The following is a 16,420-nucleotide window of genomic DNA, read 5'->3' on the forward strand; positions in this document are numbered from 1 at the left end:
CGCTGCTGGGGCGAGGGGCCCGTCACGTCGTCGCTGGCCGCCGAAAGTAGGCGTGTCGCCTGGTTCACCGCAACAGCGTCGCCGTGACCGGGGCCACAGTCGCATGCCCCGCGCCGAAGCGCTCTAACCAGCGGCGCGGTCCCCGTCGGCAGCGGTCCGATCACCGGCGGCGCCGCCCGGGGGCGGTGGCGCGGACCAGGCGGCGGGCGGTGTCCACCTCGCGGGCGATGGGGGCGAGCACGCCATCGGCGAGGAGCTCGGCGTCGTCGTCGGCGGGGGTGCGGACGTCGTCCTCCAGCTGCCGGATCGCGCGGCGGAGCACCGCGACCTGGTCGAGGTCGGGCTCCGGCTGGCCCCCGCGGGTGGCGATGACCGCCTCGGTGACGGAGTCCGAGGTGCGCTCCAGCGCGACGATCACCGGCCACCAGGCGGCGGCGCGGGTGCTGATCGGCGGAGGCTCGGCCAGCCGGCGCTGCAGCTGGGTCTGCAGCTCGGTGAGCGTCCGGTAGGTGCGCCGGCGGGCGCGGCGGCGCTCGGCCGGGCCGCCGGTGAAGGCGGCCTCGACGAAGCCGTCGAGCGCGATCGTCGTGTCGTGCAGGGCCTGGTCCAGCGGCGCACGCCAGGTCTGCGGCCAGAGCAGGTAGCCGAACACCAGCACGATCGCGCAGCCGATCAGGGTGTCGACCAGCCGTTCGCCGACCAGGCCGGCGCTGTGCGGCAGCGTCAGGTCCAGCATCAGCAGGATCACCGGCGTCTGGAACACCGAGAACAGCCCGAAGTTGGCCGCCCGCGCCCACGGCAGCAGCCCGGCGAGCAGCCCCATCGCGAGCAGCAGCCAGGGGCTGCCGCCCAGCACCGCCAGCAGGGCCGAGCCGATGAGGACGCCGAGCAGGGTGCCCGCCCCGCGCTGCACCGCGCGGCCGAACACCGAGCCGAAGTCCGGTTTGAGCACGATCGCGACGGTCAGCAGCACCCAGTACGGCCGGGCCGACGGCAGCAGCTGGCGGGCCACCTCGGCCACGGACATGCACAGCGCCAGCCGCACGGCGAAGGCGCGGCTCTCCGCGCTGGCGACGGTGCGGTCGACCAGGTCCCGCACCCGGTCGCCGGTGGTGGTCAGCGGCCGGACGGCGGCCGCGCCGGCGCGCTCCTCGGGGTCGCCGACGACGTTCCACACCAGCCGGACGGCGTGCCGCACCGCCCGCGCCGTGTGGTGCCCGTCGTCGAGCGGGGGCGGCCGCTCGCCGGGGAGCTCGCGCTCGCCGCGGAGCGCGGCGGCCAGGTCGCGGACGGCGGTCACATCGGCCGCGTCGACCGCCGCACGGGCGCGGGCGGCCGCCACCGCCGCCTCCACCAGCGGCGCCGCGGAGTTGAGCACGCCGGCCAGCTCGGAGAGCTCCTTCACCCGGCCCGCGTGGTGGCTGCGGCTGCGGATGACCCGGTCGTAGGCGGCGTTGAGCGCGGTCGTGAGGTCGCGGCGGGCGGCCTCGGAGCGCGGGGTGTCCTCGGCCTCGAGCAGCTCGGCGATGCGGGTGAAGACAGCGGCGACGGCGACCCGGTCGGGGTCGCCGACCTCGGTGCGGGCCTGCAGCAGCGTCGTGAGGGTCGCCCAGGCGGCGCCCAGCAGGAAGAAGGCGATCTCCCGGTGCCAGGGCAGCGAGGTCAGGAAGCCCGACGACAGCGCGGTGTAGACCAGCAGCTGGAGCGAGCCGAGGGACATCGTCGCGTTGATCCGGCTGATCTGCGCCGCCACGACCGAGAGCAGCGCGATCACCACGACCGGCCCCCAGCCGCCGCCGGCCGCCAGGCTGCCGACCACCAGGCCGAGCGCGCCGAACGCCGTCGCGGTGACGATCCGTCGCAGCTTGTCGCGCAGCGGCGAGGCCTGCGGCGCCAGGGTGGCCACCAGCGCACCCATCGTGCCGAAGGTGCCGGCGCTCAGCGTGGGGCCCGCCTCGATGCCGCCTTCGACGACGACGGCGAGGGCGAGCGGCGCAGGGATCGCCACCGCGAAGCGGACGACGTCCCGCCACGGGACGGCAGGGCGCCCGGTGCGGACCAGCTCCTCGAGCCAGGCCGGGGCGTGCAGGCTCCTGCTCCGTCCCGCCTCGGCGCCCACGACCGAAGCTTGTCACCGCCCGGCCCGGCTCTCCTGCCGACGCCGGCGGACCGGCGCGCTCACCTACAGTCCCGGACGTGACGGTGCAGCTCGGCGAGGTGATCGCGGCCCTCGAGACCCGCTACGACCCGGCCCTGGCCGAGGCCTGGGACGCCGTCGGCCTGGTGTGCGGTGACCGGTCCGAACCGGTGGACCGGGTGCTGTTCGCCGTCGACCCGACGGCCGCCGTCGTCGACGAGGTGATCGCGACCGGCGCCGCCCTGCTGGTCACCCACCACCCGCTGTACCTCACCCCCGTGCACGGCGTGCCCGCCGACGACCCGAAGGGCCGGCTCGTGCACCGCCTGGTGCGTGCCGGCGCCGGGCTCTTCGTCGCGCACACCAACGCCGACCGGGCGCCGGGCACGGGGGTCAACGCGGCGCTCGCCGACGTCCTCGGGCTGACCGGGGCGGTGCCGCTGGAGCCGGCGCCGGGCGTGCCCGGCGCGGGCCTGGGTCGGGTGGGGGAGCTCCCCGCGCCGCTGGATCTGCGCGGCTTCGCCGACCTCGTGGCCCGCGTGCTGCCGGCCACCGCCGGGGGTGTGCGCGTGGCCGGCGACCTCGACCGGCCGGTCCGGCGGGTGGCGGTCTGCGGCGGCAGCGGGGGCTCGCTGCTGGCCGCGGCTGCGGCCGCCGGTGCCGACGTGCTGCTGACCAGCGATCTCAGGCACCACCCGGTCTCCGACGCGCGCGAGGTAGTGGGCCCGGCGCTGTGCGACGTCGCTCACTTCGCCAGCGAGTGGCCGTGGCTCCCGGTCGCCGCGGCGGCGCTCCGCCGCGACCTCGGCGGAGCGGTGGAGGTGGACGTCTCCGCGGTGCGCACCGATCCGTGGACGCACGCGGTGGGGCAGGCACCGGACGGCAGCGGGACCACGCGCGCGCACCGGTAGGTTGGCTCCCGTGAAGGTGGACCATTTCGAGCAGCAGAAGCTGCTGGAGCTCGCGGCCGAGGACGTCGCGCTGACCCAGCTGGCACATCGCAGGCGGACGCTGCCGGAGGTCGCGGCGGTCGAGGCCGCCGAGGAGACCGAGCGCGAGCTCTCCGCCGACGTCGTCCGCGCCGAGACCGAGGTCAAGGACCTCGGTCGCGAGGTCCGGCGGCTGGAGTCCGATGTCGACACGGTGCGGCAGCGCGCGGCCAAGGACCAGCAGCGGCTGGACTCCGGCAGCGCGACGCCCAAGGAGATGACCAACCTCCAGCACGAGCTGGAGTCGCTGGGACGCCGGCAGGCCGACCTCGAGGACCAGCAGCTGGAGCTCATGGAGCGGCTGGAGGCGGCCGAGGCCACGCTCACCGCTGCCCAGCAGGGCCTGGTCGAGGCGCGGGAGGCGCGGGAGCGCGCCGAGCAGCTGCGCGACGAGGCCCTCGCCGACATCGCCGACGGCACCGGCCGGCACGAGTCGGCCCGGGCCGCCGTCGCCGGTGGCATCTCGGCGCCGTTGCTGTCGCTGTACGACCGCATCCGCAGCCAGACCGGCACCACCGGTGCGGCGATGCTCCAGGCGCGGGCGTGCCAGGGTTGCCGGCTCGAGCTCTACGGCAACCAGCTGGCCGCCGTCCGCAACGCCGATCCGCACGAGGTGCTGCGCTGCGAGAACTGCTGGCCGGATCCTGGTGCGCACGGCCGAGTCCGGCCTGTGACCCGCTTCGTCGTCGAGGCCGACGGCGGGTCGCGGGGCAACCCCGGGCCGGCGGGCTACGGCGCGCTGGTGCGCGATGCCGAGACCGGCCGGGTGCTCGCCGAGCGCGCCGCCTCGGTGGGGCGGGCCACCAACAACGTCGCCGAGTACGGCGGCCTGGTCGCCGGGCTCCAGGCCGCGCTGGACCTGGACGCCTCCGCGGACGTCGAGGTCCGGATGGACTCCAAGCTCGTCGTCGAGCAGATGTCGGGCCGCTGGCAGATCAAGCACCCCGACATGCGGCAGCTCGCGCAGCAGGCGCGCGCGATCGCCGGGCGGCTGGGCAGCGTCCGCTACACGTGGGTGCCCCGGGCGCAGAACGGCGCGGCCGACGCCCTGGCCAACAGCGCGATGGACGGCAAGCCGGTGCACCGCGACGCCGCCGCCGAGCCCTCGGTCACCGAGAGCGACGTCCAGCCGGAGGAGCCGCGCACCGTGGTCACCACGGTGACCCACCTGCTGCGCCACGGGCAGACCGAACACACCCCCGAGCGCCGTTACAGCGGCCGCAACGACCTGCCGCTGTCCCGCACCGGCCGCGCCGAGGCCGAGGCGGCCGCCGCCCGGGTGGCCGAGCTCGGCATCGAGGTGATCGTGGCCTCGCCGCTGCGCCGCACCCGCGAGACCGCAGAGATCGTCGGCCGCGTGCTGGGCCTGCCGGTCGAGCTCGACGACGACCTGGTCGAGCTCGACTTCGGCGACCTCGAGGGGCTCACCGGTGCCGAGGCGCTGGAGAAGCACCCGCTGGCGGTCCGCCGGTTCATGTCCGACCTGACCGTCGCCGCGCCGGGCGGGGAGTCGATCGCCGACGTCAGCGCCCGCGTGGCACGCGCCCGGCGGAGGGTCCTCGACCGGTGCGCCGGGCGGTCGGTGCTGCTGGTCAGCCACGTGACCCCGATCAAGCTGATGCTGGCCGCGGGCCTCGGCGCCGGGGACGACGTCGTCCACCGGGTGTACCTGCAGGCGGCGTCGCTGTGCACCGTCGCCTGGTCCTCGGACGGCCGGACGTCGGTGCGCCTGGTGAACGACACCGCGCACCTGCGCTGAGCCGGCGGCGCCGCCCGGCGTCCACACCGGGTGTCGACCGCCGGGCCCGACGACGGCGCCAGGCCCGGCGGGACAGCCGGGGGGCGCTCGGTGCGAGGTCACGGCGCCCGGGGGTGAGGCTCGCGAACCGAGTCCGTGAGCGTTCAACGATGGCGCGGATTCTAAGCACGCCGCCGGGGGCTCCTGGGGGCCACGTTCCGGCACCGCGCGGGACCGGTGGGACCGTCAGCGGGAGGGGGACGCCGGGACCACCTCGCGGTCGAGCAGCCAGCGCTCGAGCAGCGGCGCCGGCAGCGCGGGGGAGTGCAGGTAGCCCTGGCTGACGTCGCAACCCAGGGCGTGCAGCCGGGCCAGCGTGCGGTCGTCCTCGACGCCCTCGGCGACCACCCGCAGCCCGAGCCGGTGGGCCAGGTCGACCGTGCCGGCGATGATCGCCGCGGTGCGCTCGTCGGTGCACAGGTCGGCGGTGAACGACCGGTCCAGCTTCAGCTCGGTGACCGGTAGGTCGCGCAGGTAGGCCAGCGACGAGTAGCCGGTGCCGAAGTCGTCGATGCTGACGGCGACGCCGAGCGCGGTGAGGCCGGCCAAGACCGCGAGGCTGCGCTCGGGGTCGGTGAGCAGCACGCTCTCGGTCACCTCGAGCACGAGCGACGCCGGCGGGACGGCATGCCGGGTCAGGAGCTCGGCCAGCCGGCCCGGGAGGCCGGTGTCGAGCAGGTTGCTGGCCGACAAGTTGACCGAGATCCGCAGGTCCAGGCCGCGACCGCGCCAGTCGGCGAGCTGGGCGATCGCGCACTGCAGGACGCGCTCGGTGAGCGGCCCCATCAGCCCGTGCACCTCGGCCAGGGGCAGGAACTCCGCCGGCGGGATCAGCCCGCGCGCTCGGGGTGCACCCAGCGGAGCAGGCACTCCACGCCCACCACGCGGCTGTCGGCGACGTCGAGCTGCGGCTGGTGGTGCAGCACCAGCTCGTCGGTGGTGAGCGCCGTCCGCAGCTGCTCGACCAGGGCGAGGTGCCCGCTGCTGTCGGAGTGGACAGCGGAGTCGTACCGGGCGACGCCGCGGCCGGAGCGCTTGGCGTCGTACATGGCGACGTCGGCCCGCCGCAGCAGCTGGGCCGGCTGCCGGACGGCGGCGGTGCTGCTGGTGACGCCGATGCTCGCCGAGCAGTGCACGAACATGCCGTCGACCGGGAAGGGCTCGGCGAGCTGCTCGTGCAGCCGCTCGCCGAGGGCGAGCGCCGCCGCCCGGACATCACCGTCCGGGTCCAGCACGGCGACGACGGCGAACTCGTCGCCGCCCAGCCGGCCGAGCAGGTCACCCGCCCGCAGTGCCGGGGACAGCCGCTGGGCCACCTGGCGCAGCAGGTCGTCGCCGGCCGCGTGGCCGAGGGCGTCGTTGACCTCCTTGAACTTGTCGACGTCGAGGAGGGCCAGGGCGACCGGCGTCCCCTCGGCGGTGAGCTCGGAGATGCGCCGCAGCACCGCGCGGCGGTTGGCCAGCCCGGTCAGGTCGTCGGTGAGCGCCTCGCGGCGGGTGGCGGCCAGCTGGGCCAGCTCGCTGACGTTGACCGCCATCCGCACGCCCGCGCCGATGGCGGCGAGGGCGGCGCACCCGACGGCGACGGCCGGCCCGCCGGTCAGCGCGGCCACCAGGAGGATCGCGACGGAGGCCAGGATGACGACGAACGCACCGATGGTGGCCGCGGCCGGGTCGGCGGGCTGGGGTGCCGAGCCGCGCGAGCGCAGGGTGGCCGCCACGGCCACGCAGACCACGACCAGGGGGTGGACGACCGGCGTCCAGCCGCCCTGCACACCGGTGACCAGCGTGCTCACGGCGCCGACCACCCAGAGGCCCTGCGAGGCGGCCAGCAGCCAGGTGCGCGGATCGCGCCCCAGGCCGCCCAGCGACGGCAGGGTCAGCGCCGTCCCGAGGAGCACGAAGCTCACCGCGAACTGGGCGAAGACCGCCTGGAGCGCCCAGCCGGGCAGCTCGGCCAGCGGTCCGCTGCCGGCGTCGACGGTGAGGTTGAGCAGCGCGTCGACCGCGAGGACCGCGGAGAACCCGTTCAGCGCGTCGTTGGGATCGGCGGTGCTCGTGCTGTGCCGGTTCCACCGCACCAGCGCGCCGTACCAGAACGGGAAGACCGCGGCGCCGCTCCAGGCCAGCGGGACCATGGCCACCGACCGGGTGGCCGGGACGAGGTGGAGCACGACGGCCGACGTGACGGCGGCGAAGAAGACGGCGGCGCCTAGGGCCAGCCGGGCCCAGACCGCGCGCTCGCTGCCGATGGTCCAGGCCCGCCAGGTGAGCAGGCCGGTGAGCAGCAGGTGCAGCAGCGCCAGGAGCGCGACCCCCACCAGCGGGCCGGGTGCCCCCGGGCGGGCGAGGCGCAGCAGCGCCGGGATCAGGCACAGGACGGCGGCCAGCACGAGGAGGCCCAGCAGCCACCGGGGCGCGCCGGGCAGCAGCCGCGAGCGCACGGGACCGTCCACGAGCGTGACATCGGCCTGCACGGGTCCCGGGTGAACGCCCGCCACCGCGGATCACCCCTCGGGGTCAGCTCCGCAGCCGGCGCCCGCGGGGGGTCAGTTCCGGAGGAACAGGTACACCGACACCGCGACGCCGAAGCCCACGATCAGCACCCGCAGGGCGGTGGCGGGGATCCGCGTCGCGATCCGCGCCCCCAGGAACCCACCGAGCAGGCTGGCCGGCGCGGCGACGGCGACGACGCCCCAGTGCACCTCGCCGAAGACGCCGAAGATCAGCAGCGAGACCGTGGCGGTGACGGCGGACAGGGCCGACTTGAGCGCGTTGGCCAGCTGCAGCCGGCTGAGCGCCAGCCCCAGCACGCCGACGAGGATCACGCCGAGCGCGCCGCCGAAGTAGCCGCCGTAGGTGGTGGCCACGAACAGCGCCGCGTAGAGCCAGCGCGGGTCGCGCGCAGCCGCGCCGTCGGCCTGCTGCTGCCTCAACCGGCGGGTGAGCAGCGGCTGGAGGGCCAGCAGCGAGCTGGCGAGCAGCACGAGCACCGGGACGACGACGTCGAAGGCCTCGGACGGCGTCGTCAGCAGCAGCACGCTGCCCGTCGTCCCGCCGAGGACGGCGACCGCGCCCAGCCGCAGCAGCCGCGAGCGCTGGCCGGTGTACTCGGACCGGAAGCCGGCGACCCCGCCGAGGTAGCCGGGCCACTGGACCACCGAGTTGGTCACGTTGGCCTCGACGGTGCCCAGGCCGAGCGCGACCAGCGTCGGGAAGAGGATGAGCGAGCCGCCCCCGGCGATCGAGTTGACGCCGCCGGCGAGGAAGGCCACGGCAGCGGCGATGACCAGGTCGGCGGCGGACACGGCGGGAAACCTACGGTGAGCTCACGGGCACCCGGAGCGAGGGGTCGGTGGCGCCGGGGAGGGGTGCGCCGCAGTGCCCGTGTGGACGGATCGCCGGAGGGGTGCTGGTCGAGGGGAAGTTGTCGGTGGTCGCATGCACCCTGGTCGCCATGCGCAAGTGGCTCCCGCTGACGGCGATCTGCATCGGCACCTTCATGCTCCTGGTCGACGTCACCATCGTGAACGTCGCCCTGCCCGACATCGCCCGCGACCTGGGCACCAGCTTCGCCCAGCTGCAGTGGGTCGTCGACGTGTACGCGCTGGCCCTGGCCGCGCTGGTGCTCGGCGCCGGTTCGCTGGCCGACCTCTACGGGCGCCGGCGGCTCTACCTGATCGGCCTGGTCGTCTTCGCGCTGTCGTCGCTCGCCTGCGGCCTGGCACCCGACGCCGGCTGGCTGATCGCCGCCCGCGGCGTGCAGGGCGTCGGTGGCGCGATCATGTTCGCCACCACGATCGCGCTGATCAACACCAGCTACGAGGGCCGGGACCGCGGCACGGCCTTCGGCATCTGGGGTGCCGTCCTCGGTGCCGCCGCCGCCCTCGGGCCCATCCTGGGCGGCGCGCTGACCGAGCTCGACTGGCGCTGGATCTTCTACGTCAACCTGCCGGTCACCGTGCTGGCCGTCGTCATGACGCTGGTCGCCGTCCAGGAGGCGCGCCAGCCGGGTGCGCCGCGGCCCGACGTGCCGGGCATCGCGCTGTTCTCCCTCGGAGCCGGCGCGGTGGTCTACGGGCTGGTGCGCGCGGCCGCCGAGGGCTGGGCCACCGGCACGTCGTGGGGCCCGGTCGTGGGCGGCCTCGCGGTGCTCGTCCTCTGGGTGCTGGTCGAGCTGCGCCGTCCCGCGCCGATGCTCGACGTCCGCCTGTTCGCCGGCCGCTCGTTCAGCGGCATCATGCTGGCCGCCTTCGTGCTCAACGGCGCGGCGTTCGCGCTGCTGGTCTACACCTCGCTGTGGCTGCAGTCGATCGGCGGGCTCTCGCCGCTGCAGGCCGGGTGCGTGTTCATCCCCCTGTCGGTCGTGAGCTTCGTGGCGGCCGCCGCCGGTGGCCGCTTCCTGCAGACCCAGCCGCCCCGCTTCGTGCTCGGCGGCGGGCTGCTGCTGATCGGGGCCGGCTGCCTGCTGATGACCCTGGTCGACGCCGACTCGACCTGGCGCGTTCTCGTCGCGGGCCTCGCCGTGCTCGGCCTGGGCGTGGGTGTCGCCAACCCGACGCTGGCGTCGGCCGCGCTGGCCGCCGTTCCGCGCGAGCGCAGCGGCATGGCCTCGGGCGCGGTGAACACCGCCCGCCAGATCGGGTTCGCCGTCGGCGTCTCGGTGCTGGGCACCGTCTTCGCCACCGGGGCCTCGAGCGCGCTGCGCGACGCCGGCAGCCCCGACCCGTCGGGCCTGGCCACGGCGCTCTCGGCCGGCCAGGCGCCGGTGATCCTCGGCGAGGCCGAGCCGCAGGCCCGAGCGGGGCTCGCCGAGACGCTGGCCGGCGGGTACGCCGCCGGCCTGGACGGGGTGTTCCTCGCCGCCGGGCTGTCCGCGCTCGCCGGCGGCGTGCTGGTGCTGCTGCTCGTGCGGGCGGCGCCCCCGGGTGCGGCCACCCCGCCGGCGCGCGCACCGGAGGCCGCCGCCGCGCACTGACGCGCGGGCCTCGTCGCTACGGCCGCTGGTGGGCCGGTCCGGCGTGGGGCGCTGGCGTCACTGGAGGACTGTGACCTCGTTCCCCGCGTCCGCGTCGCACTGGGCGGCCTGGTCCTGGAGGTCGGACACGAGGACGGCAACGTTGACGTCGCAGATGTTCGCGGCGAGCGCGATCGGGATCGCGACCGTGATGTCCTCCAGGTTCAGGTTGACGAGCCCCTCCTGGCGGCCGGGGCCGTCGCCTGCGTTCTGCGTGATCTCCAGCCCGTTGCTGACATTCGCGTCGCAGTCGGCCGCGCGGTCCCGCAGCGTGTCCACCAGCACCGCGACGTTGAGGTCGCAGACGTTCGCCGCCACGCCCACGGGTACGAGGACGGCGACGTCGGTGACGTTGACGTTGACCAGGCCGTTCTGCTGCGGCGCAGCGGCGGCCGGGCCGGCCAGGGCGATCGTGGACGTGGCGAGCGCTGCGGCCGCGCCGACCAGGGATCGAGTGCGCATGGTCTCTCCAGGTGACGTTGATCCGATGTGGTGTGCCTCGAGGCCCTCACGGGGCTTCACGGATGACACGCGGCGGCCGCGGACGGATGACGCGGACCGCCGCCGCCCCCCGCGGGGTCAGGGTGGGGGACGACGGCGGCCGCACGAGGGAGACGTGCGTCGCGGCGGTGCATGACGGGACCGGGCTCCGCGTCATGCGGTGGACGCCGGTGCGTCCGGGCCGGTTCGGCCGCGGGTCCGGGGCGCGCGGCGGCAAGCGAGCCGGCGCATCCGCGTCATGCGCCCGGCCCGAGCGCGTCCTCATCCGTGCACGGGGAGACGAATCGGATGTGAGGACCGCGATGACCGCCGATCAGGAGCTCTGGATGGAGTCGGTGACGGCCGAGAACCGCTCGGCACGGCGACGGGCGCAGTTGCGCCGGTTGCTCTGGATGCAGCGGGCGGCCGAGCACCTGGCGACCGCGCAGTTCCTCGAGCGGCAGGCGGACCACGCCGCCACCCCGGTGCTCGGGTCGTTGCTGCGCGAACGGGCGGCCGAGCGGCGGTGGTGGGGTGAGCAGCTCCGCTCGGGGCCCACGGGGTGAGGTCGGCCCCGTGGCCGTTCCCGGAGCGGAGACGTCGTGGCGTCGCGGGCGGTAACGTCCGCGCATGTCCGCCGCGGGGTCGGCCGGCTCTCCGGGCGAGGGAGTCGAACCGGCGCAGTTCGCCGAGCTGATACCGCTCGTCCGGCGGGTCGTCGCGGCCCGGGTCCCCGACCGCGCCACCGTCGACGACCTCGTGCAGGAGACCCTGACGCGGGTGCTCGCCGCGGTCGGGCGGATCGGGCCAGGGATGCTCGAGCCCTACGCGATCGTGACGGCACAGGAACGTCGTCGCCTCGCTGTGGCGCGACCAGGACCGGGACCGGCGCAACCAGCACCGGGTCGTGGACCTCCGCCCGTCCGAGGCGCTGGACGAGGAGCTCCTGGCCGACGAGGACCGAACGGCGGTCGGCGAGGCGCTGGCCCGCCTCACCGACCAGGAGCGGGCGACCCTGCTGGCCCACGAGGTGTCCGGGCAGGACACCCGCTCGCTCGCCGCGGAGCTCGGGTCCACCGCCGGCGCGGTCGCCGCCCAGCTCAACCGCAGTCGCGCCCGGCTCCGGGTCGAGTACCTGCTGGCGGCCGAGCACGCAGAACCCCCGACGGACCGGTGCCGGCCGGTGCTGCTGGCGCTCTCGGGCGGCGACCGCCGTCGCCAGGCGGAGGTGGACGCGGCCCGGCACCTGCTGGAGTGCGACTTCTGCGCGCAGATCAGCGGGCCGCTGATCGACCGGGGGCGGTGGCGCACCGACGTCGTCCGCGTCCCCGTGCAGGCCGACCGCCGACGTCGTCGCCGCCCGGCAGGCGGTCCGCGAGGTGGCCGCCCGGATCGGGTTCGCTGCGACCGACCAGACGGCCATCGCCACCGCGGTCTCGGAGGTGACGCGCAACGTCGTGAAGTTCGCCGACACCGGCGAGGTGGAGATCGGGACGCTGGAGGAACCCCGGCGGGGCGTCCGCGTCGTCGTGCGGGACGCCGGACCCGGCATCCCCGACGTCGAGCAGGCGATGCGCGACGGCTACAGCACGTACGAGGGCCTCGGCCTGGGCCTGCCGGGAGCCCGGCGGCTGATGGACGAGTTCGCGATCGAGTCGGACGTGGGTCGCGGCACCACCGTGACCATGACGAAGTGGGTGGGAGTGCGATGACCGGCAACCAGGACGACAGCACGAGCCAGGGATCCTGGAGCGGACCGCCCGAGTCGCAGCACGGTGACGACCAGGGCCTGCTGCCCGAGCTGGTCGCGCACCTGCGCGAGCACCGCACCCGCCTGCGGCAGGAGTGGACCGCACGGATCGGCGAGGCGCACCTGCTCCAGGCGATGACCAGCCAGGAGGTGGCGGCGGAGACCACGTCGGTCTACGACAACTACGTCGAGGTGCTGGAGACCGGCAGCGTGGAGGCGCTGCAGCACTACGCGCGCGACCTCTCGGAACGGATCATCCCGCGGGGCGTCGAGACCAACGAGGTCGTCGGGATCGTCCTGCTCCTGCGCGACGTGCTGGCCCGGTCGCTGTTCGAGAAGTACCAGCGCGACTTCGGTCTCCTCAACCGCGTGCTGGACGCCTACGAACCCGCGGCCAACCGCATCGCCAACACCGTGGCGGTGAGCTTCGTCGACGAGCGCGAGCGCGTCATCCGGCAGCAGCAGGACGCGATCCTGGAGCTGTCGACACCGGTCCTGCCCGTCCGCGAGCGGCTGCTCATCCTGCCGATCATCGGCGTGCTCGACAGCGAACGGGCCAGGCAGCTCACCGTGCAGCTGCTCACCGGCATCCGCACGCACCGCGCCAAGGTGGTCGTCATCGACATCACGGGGGTCCCGACGATCGACGGCACGGTGGCCAACCACCTGGTGCAGACCGTCGACGCCTCCCGCCTCATGGGTGCCGAGGTGATCATCACCGGCCTCTCGCCCGACATCGCCCAGACGCTGGTGACCATCGGGGTCGACCTCAGCAAGATGGACACCGTCGGGGATCTGCAGGGCGGCCTCGAGGAGGCCGAGCGGATGCTCGGGTACACGACGCAGCGCCCTGACGGCGCCTCGGGCCCATGACCTCCGGGCCGCGGCTGTTCTCGGTCCTCAAGCAGGGGTCGACGCTGATCGCGTCGGTCCACACCGCATTGGACGACTCGCAGCTGGAGCGCTTCCGGGCGGACCTCGTCGACCGCATCGGCCGCGACCGCGCGCGGGGGGTGATCATCGACGTCGCGGCGCTGGACGTGCTGGACTCCTTCGCCACCCGCATGCTGCGCGACATCGCGGACATGGCCAGGCTGCGGGGGGCGCGGACGGTGATCGTCGGCATCCAGCCCGACGTCGCCTTCGTCATCGTCCGGCTGGGCATGGACACCGGTTCCCTGGTCACGGCGCTCGATCTGGAGGAGGGGCTGGAGTACCTGGCCACCCCTGCCGCGCCGCCGGCTCCGCGCCGGTGACGCGCATCGAGGAGCTCCGCCGCGACCACCGCGCGGCGTTCCTCCGCCACCTGGGCAGCCCGCGCGAGGCGGCGCTGCACGCGGGCTACGAGCTGGGCCGGTCCGCGCTCGCCGCGGACGTGAGCCTGCTGGAGGTGGTCCGGATCCACCACGAGGTCCTCGTCGAGGTGCTGCGGGACACCCCGCTGGACGAGGTGCCGTCGGTGGCGGAGGCCGCCTCGGACTTCGTGCTCGAGCTGGTCGCCAGCTACGACATGTCGCAGCGCCGGTCCCCGGACGGCCGGGGCCGCCCGCGCTAGGCGTGCGGCGCGCGGGCGGGCCTCGTCACGTCGGGCTCGCGGGGCGAGACTCTGCGCATGCCTTCCGCACCGATGCCCGACGACTGGCAGCGCGCGCTCGTCATCGCGGCGCATCCCGACGACATCGAGTACGGGCTGGCGGCCGCCGTCGCGGTCTGGACGGGGGCCGGCAAGGAGGTGCACTACCTGCTGGCCACCCGCGGCGAGGCCGGGATGGAGGGGGTGCCGCCGGCGGAGGCCGGTCCGCTGCGCGAGGACGAGGAGCGGCGCTCGGCAGCCGTCGTCGGGGTGCGCGAGGTGGAGTTCCTCGACCACCGCGACGGCACCCTGGTCGCCGGCCCCGAGCTGCGCCGCGACCTGGCCGCGGCGATCCGGCGGCACCGCCCCGAGCTCGTCGTCACCGGGTACTTCGGCGCGACCTGGACCCCGCCCGGCGTCTCGCCCGCGTACGTGAACTCCGCCGACCACCGGGCGCTCGGGCAGTCGGTGATCGACGCGGTCGCCGACGCCGCCAACGAGTGGATCTTCCCGGACCTGGCAGAGGAGCGCTGGACCGGCGTCCAGTACATCGCGGTGGGGGAGATGACCGATCCGCCGCACGAGGTGGACGTCAGCTCGACCGTGGAACTCGCCGTCGCCTCGCTCACCGAGCACCGGCGCTACCTCGAGCTGCTGTCCGACCAGCCGGTGGAGGAGCAGGCCCGCCAGGTCGTCGACATGGGCACGCTGAAGGACGACGGCGGGCGCCGGGTCGGCTTCCGGCTCTACTGGGGCTGATCGCGCGGTCTAGAGTGCTCGGCACGACGGACGAGTCGGCTGGGCGGTCGCGTCGGCGGGGGAGACCCCGTCGCCGAGGAACGTCCGGGCTCCACAGGGCAGGGTGGTCGCCAACAGCGACCCGGGGTGACCCGCGGGACAGTGCCACAGAGAACAGACCGCCAGCGGTGCCTCTCCGGAGGTGCGGCTGGTAAGGGTGAAACGGCGGTGTAAGAGACCACCGCGCACCGGGTGACCGGTGCGGCTCGGTAAACCCCACCACGGAGCAAGGTCAAGAAGGGACGACGGTTCGCCGGCGTCCTGCGCAGGCGTTCGAGGGCGGCCCGCCCGAGCCTGCGGGTAGACCGCTCGAGCCTGCCGGCAACGGCAGGCCTAGATGGATGACCGCCCATCGGGAGGCCGTGAGGCACCCGTGGACAGAACCCGGCGTACAGGCCGACTCGTCCGTCGCCCACCCCTGACCTGCACTTATGCCGTCAGAGGCTGGCGTCAGTCCGCACAGAGTCCGCAACTCGGCGGAGAACAGAGTCGACGGCGACCCTCGTCCGGTCGTCGGAGTCAGGCCAGAGATGGCTGTAGGTGTCGAGCGTCTCGGCGGCGCTGGCGTGCCCGAGCCGGGCCTGGACGGTCTTCACCGACTCCCCATGCCGGATGAGCAGGCTCGCGTAGAAATGGCGCAGGGAGTGCATGGTGACGCCGCTGAGGCCGGCCCGCTTCAGCGCCGGGCGCCAGATCCGCTCGGAGAACGCCGTGCGGCGGATCGGGTCGCCGAGCTCGGTGGTGAAGAGGAACTCGTCGGCCGGCCAGGTGGCGAGGTGGACCGCCAGGGCGTCGACGACGACCTGGGGGAGGGGGACCACCCGGACGGACGCCTGGGTCTTGGGCGGCGCGAGGTAGGGCGCACGGTCCGGCATGGTGATCAGCTGCCGGTCGACGGTGAGCTGCCGGCGCAGGAAGTCGATGCGGTCCATCGTGAGACCGAACATCTCGCCCTGGCGGAGCCCCGTGCCCGCCGCGAGGGTGACCAACGCCCGGTACCTCTCCGGCATGGCCTCGGTCAGCGCCTCCACCGCCTTGAGCGTCATCGGTTCGATGCGTTGCCGGTGGACCTTCGGCAGCTTCGTGCCCTCGCACGGCGAGGCGACGATCCGCCGATCGCGGACGGCGGCCTTGAAGATCCCCGCGAGGATCCGGTGGATCACTCCCACGGTCGCTGGTGCGAGGTCCAAGGACAGCTGCTTGACGAGGGACTGGACGTCGCTGGGCAGCACCGAGCCGAGCCGCTTGTCCCCGAGCCGGGGGTAGACGTGGCGGCGCAGCATCGTCTCGACGTGGGCCGCGGTGGTCGGCCGGTGCACCTGCGTGGCGCGCCACCGTTCGGCGTACTCGCGGAAGGTCACCCGACCGGCCGCGGGGTCGACGTACTGACCGGTGACCATCGCGGCGGTCATCTCGTCGAGCCACCGCTGGGCGTCGACCTTCCGCTTGAAGTGCCGGGCGTGCTCCTTGCCGGACGCGTCACGGAACCGCGGCCGGAACGTTCCGTCGGGCCGTCTGGCGATCGACGCCATCGCTTCATCGCCTCGCTCTCATGCTCGTCGTTCTCCCGCGGCGACCCGCTCCTCGAGTGCCTCGCGGGCCAGCTGGGAGACGGACTTGCCCTCCCGGGCGGCGATCTCAGCGGCCCGGTCGCGGGTGCCGGGAGCGATCCGGAAGGTGATGCGGGGTGAGGCGGCAGCGTCGCCGGTCAGGGACGGTCGCCCGACGCGGCGGCGGACCTCGTCGACGATCTCGGCCGCTCTGTCCTCGGTCAGTCGGCTTCCGTCGGCCAGCCGAACGTCCTCGGCGTCGAGGTCGACGTCGGGGCCAATGGGCGTGGTGGGGGTGACGTTGGGCGGGATGCGGTCGGCCATGGGG

The 16,420-nt window shown here is 74.7% G+C and carries 16 protein-coding genes, 1 other RNA gene and 2 pseudogenes; 12 read left to right on the forward strand and 7 right to left on the reverse strand.

Annotation, left to right across the window (positions count from 1 at the left end):
* Positions 1-160: 160 nt before the first annotated feature.
* Complete coding sequence (locus JKP75_RS06525; protein WP_200492863.1) at positions 161-2,119, reverse strand: FUSC family protein; 1,959 nt, start codon at positions 2,117-2,119, stop codon at positions 161-163.
* Positions 2,120-2,196: 77 nt separating this feature from the next.
* Here JKP75_RS06525 and JKP75_RS06530 point away from each other — a divergent pair, with 77 nt between their 5' ends.
* Entirely contained in the window at positions 2,197-3,048 is an 852-nt protein-coding gene (locus JKP75_RS06530) for a Nif3-like dinuclear metal center hexameric protein (protein WP_200492096.1), read from the forward strand.
* Between the two features lie 10 nt (positions 3,049-3,058).
* On the forward strand, positions 3,059-4,885 hold the full coding sequence (locus JKP75_RS06535; protein WP_309229579.1) for a bifunctional RNase H/acid phosphatase: 1,827 nt from the start codon (positions 3,059-3,061) through the stop codon (positions 4,883-4,885).
* A 225-nt stretch (positions 4,886-5,110) separates the two neighbouring features.
* On the opposite strand, the gene JKP75_RS06540 is transcribed toward JKP75_RS06535, so the two are convergent.
* The 3 genes from JKP75_RS06540 to JKP75_RS06550 all read right to left on the reverse strand — a co-directional run bounded on the left by JKP75_RS06540 (position 5,111) and on the right by JKP75_RS06550 (position 8,232).
* Positions 5,111-5,794: an EAL domain-containing protein gene (locus JKP75_RS06540; protein ID WP_200492864.1), complete on the reverse strand. Its 684-nt coding sequence runs from the start codon at positions 5,792-5,794 to the stop codon at positions 5,111-5,113.
* Positions 5,755-7,380 carry a GGDEF domain-containing protein gene (locus tag JKP75_RS23710; protein ID WP_200492865.1) on the reverse strand — a complete coding sequence of 542 codons (1,626 nt, stop codon included), beginning with the start codon at positions 7,378-7,380 and terminating at the stop codon, positions 5,755-5,757. The genes JKP75_RS06540 and JKP75_RS23710 overlap by 40 nt, the downstream gene beginning before the upstream one ends.
* Before the next feature lie 93 nt (positions 7,381-7,473).
* Positions 7,474-8,232, reverse strand: a complete 759-nt coding sequence (locus JKP75_RS06550; protein WP_200492092.1) for a sulfite exporter TauE/SafE family protein — start codon at positions 8,230-8,232, stop codon at positions 7,474-7,476.
* A gap of 149 nt (positions 8,233-8,381) precedes the next feature.
* On the opposite strand from JKP75_RS06550, the gene JKP75_RS06555 reads away from it, so the two are divergent.
* Entirely contained in the window at positions 8,382-9,902 is a 1,521-nt protein-coding gene (locus JKP75_RS06555; protein WP_200492091.1) for an MFS transporter, read from the forward strand.
* Positions 9,903-9,959: 57 nt separating this feature from the next.
* Here the strand turns inward: JKP75_RS06555 and JKP75_RS06560 are convergent, their stop codons facing one another.
* Positions 9,960-10,403 (reverse strand): hypothetical protein, encoded by a 444-nt coding sequence (locus tag JKP75_RS06560; RefSeq protein WP_200492090.1) that lies wholly within the window; start codon positions 10,401-10,403, stop codon positions 9,960-9,962.
* A 341-nt stretch (positions 10,404-10,744) separates the two neighbouring features.
* Here JKP75_RS06560 and JKP75_RS06565 point away from each other — a divergent pair, with 341 nt between their 5' ends.
* The 9 genes and pseudogenes from JKP75_RS06565 to rnpB all read left to right on the forward strand — a co-directional run bounded on the left by JKP75_RS06565 (position 10,745) and on the right by rnpB (position 14,950).
* Positions 10,745-10,987 carry a hypothetical protein gene (locus JKP75_RS06565; RefSeq protein WP_200492089.1) on the forward strand — a complete coding sequence of 81 codons (243 nt, stop codon included), beginning with the start codon at positions 10,745-10,747 and terminating at the stop codon, positions 10,985-10,987.
* Between the two features lie 64 nt (positions 10,988-11,051).
* Positions 11,052-11,204 (forward strand): annotated as a pseudogene (locus JKP75_RS24410) (serine/threonine protein kinase); the annotation flags it as partial.
* A 124-nt stretch (positions 11,205-11,328) separates the two neighbouring features.
* Positions 11,329-11,484 (forward strand): annotated as a pseudogene (locus tag JKP75_RS24415) (serine/threonine protein kinase); the annotation flags it as partial.
* 316 nt (positions 11,485-11,800) lie between these two features.
* A complete protein-coding gene (locus JKP75_RS06575; RefSeq protein ID WP_200492867.1) occupies positions 11,801-12,133 on the forward strand; it encodes an ATP-binding protein in 333 nt (110 codons plus the stop codon).
* Positions 12,130-13,044, forward strand: coding sequence for an STAS domain-containing protein (locus JKP75_RS06580; RefSeq protein WP_200492087.1), 915 nt, complete (start codon positions 12,130-12,132; stop codon positions 13,042-13,044). The genes JKP75_RS06575 and JKP75_RS06580 overlap by 4 nt, the downstream gene beginning before the upstream one ends.
* Complete coding sequence (locus JKP75_RS06585) at positions 13,041-13,427, forward strand: STAS domain-containing protein (RefSeq protein ID WP_200492086.1); 387 nt, start codon at positions 13,041-13,043, stop codon at positions 13,425-13,427. The genes JKP75_RS06580 and JKP75_RS06585 overlap by 4 nt, the downstream gene beginning before the upstream one ends.
* On the forward strand, positions 13,424-13,726 hold the full coding sequence (locus JKP75_RS06590) for a phosphatase RsbU N-terminal domain-containing protein (protein WP_200492085.1): 303 nt from the start codon (positions 13,424-13,426) through the stop codon (positions 13,724-13,726). Before JKP75_RS06585 ends, JKP75_RS06590 begins: the two co-directional genes overlap by 4 nt.
* Positions 13,727-13,783: 57 nt before the next feature.
* A complete protein-coding gene (locus tag JKP75_RS06595) occupies positions 13,784-14,503 on the forward strand; it encodes a PIG-L deacetylase family protein (protein WP_200492868.1) in 720 nt (239 codons plus the stop codon).
* A gap of 31 nt (positions 14,504-14,534) precedes the next feature.
* Positions 14,535-14,950: RNase P RNA component class A (rnpB, locus tag JKP75_RS06600), an RNA gene on the forward strand.
* 29 nt (positions 14,951-14,979) lie between these two features.
* Here the strand turns inward: rnpB and JKP75_RS06605 are convergent.
* Positions 14,980-16,074 carry a site-specific integrase gene (locus JKP75_RS06605; protein ID WP_200492084.1) on the reverse strand — a complete coding sequence of 365 codons (1,095 nt, stop codon included), beginning with the start codon at positions 16,072-16,074 and terminating at the stop codon, positions 14,980-14,982.
* Between the two features lie 18 nt (positions 16,075-16,092).
* The gene (locus tag JKP75_RS06610) at positions 16,093-16,416 is read right to left on the reverse strand and encodes a hypothetical protein (protein WP_200492083.1); all 324 of its coding nucleotides are present in this window, start codon (positions 16,414-16,416) and stop codon (positions 16,093-16,095) included.
* Positions 16,417-16,420 lie beyond the last annotated feature (4 nt).

It is taken from the genome of Blastococcus sp. TML/M2B (assembly GCF_016612865.1).
Classification (GTDB): Bacteria; Actinomycetota; Actinomycetes; order Mycobacteriales; family Geodermatophilaceae; genus Blastococcus.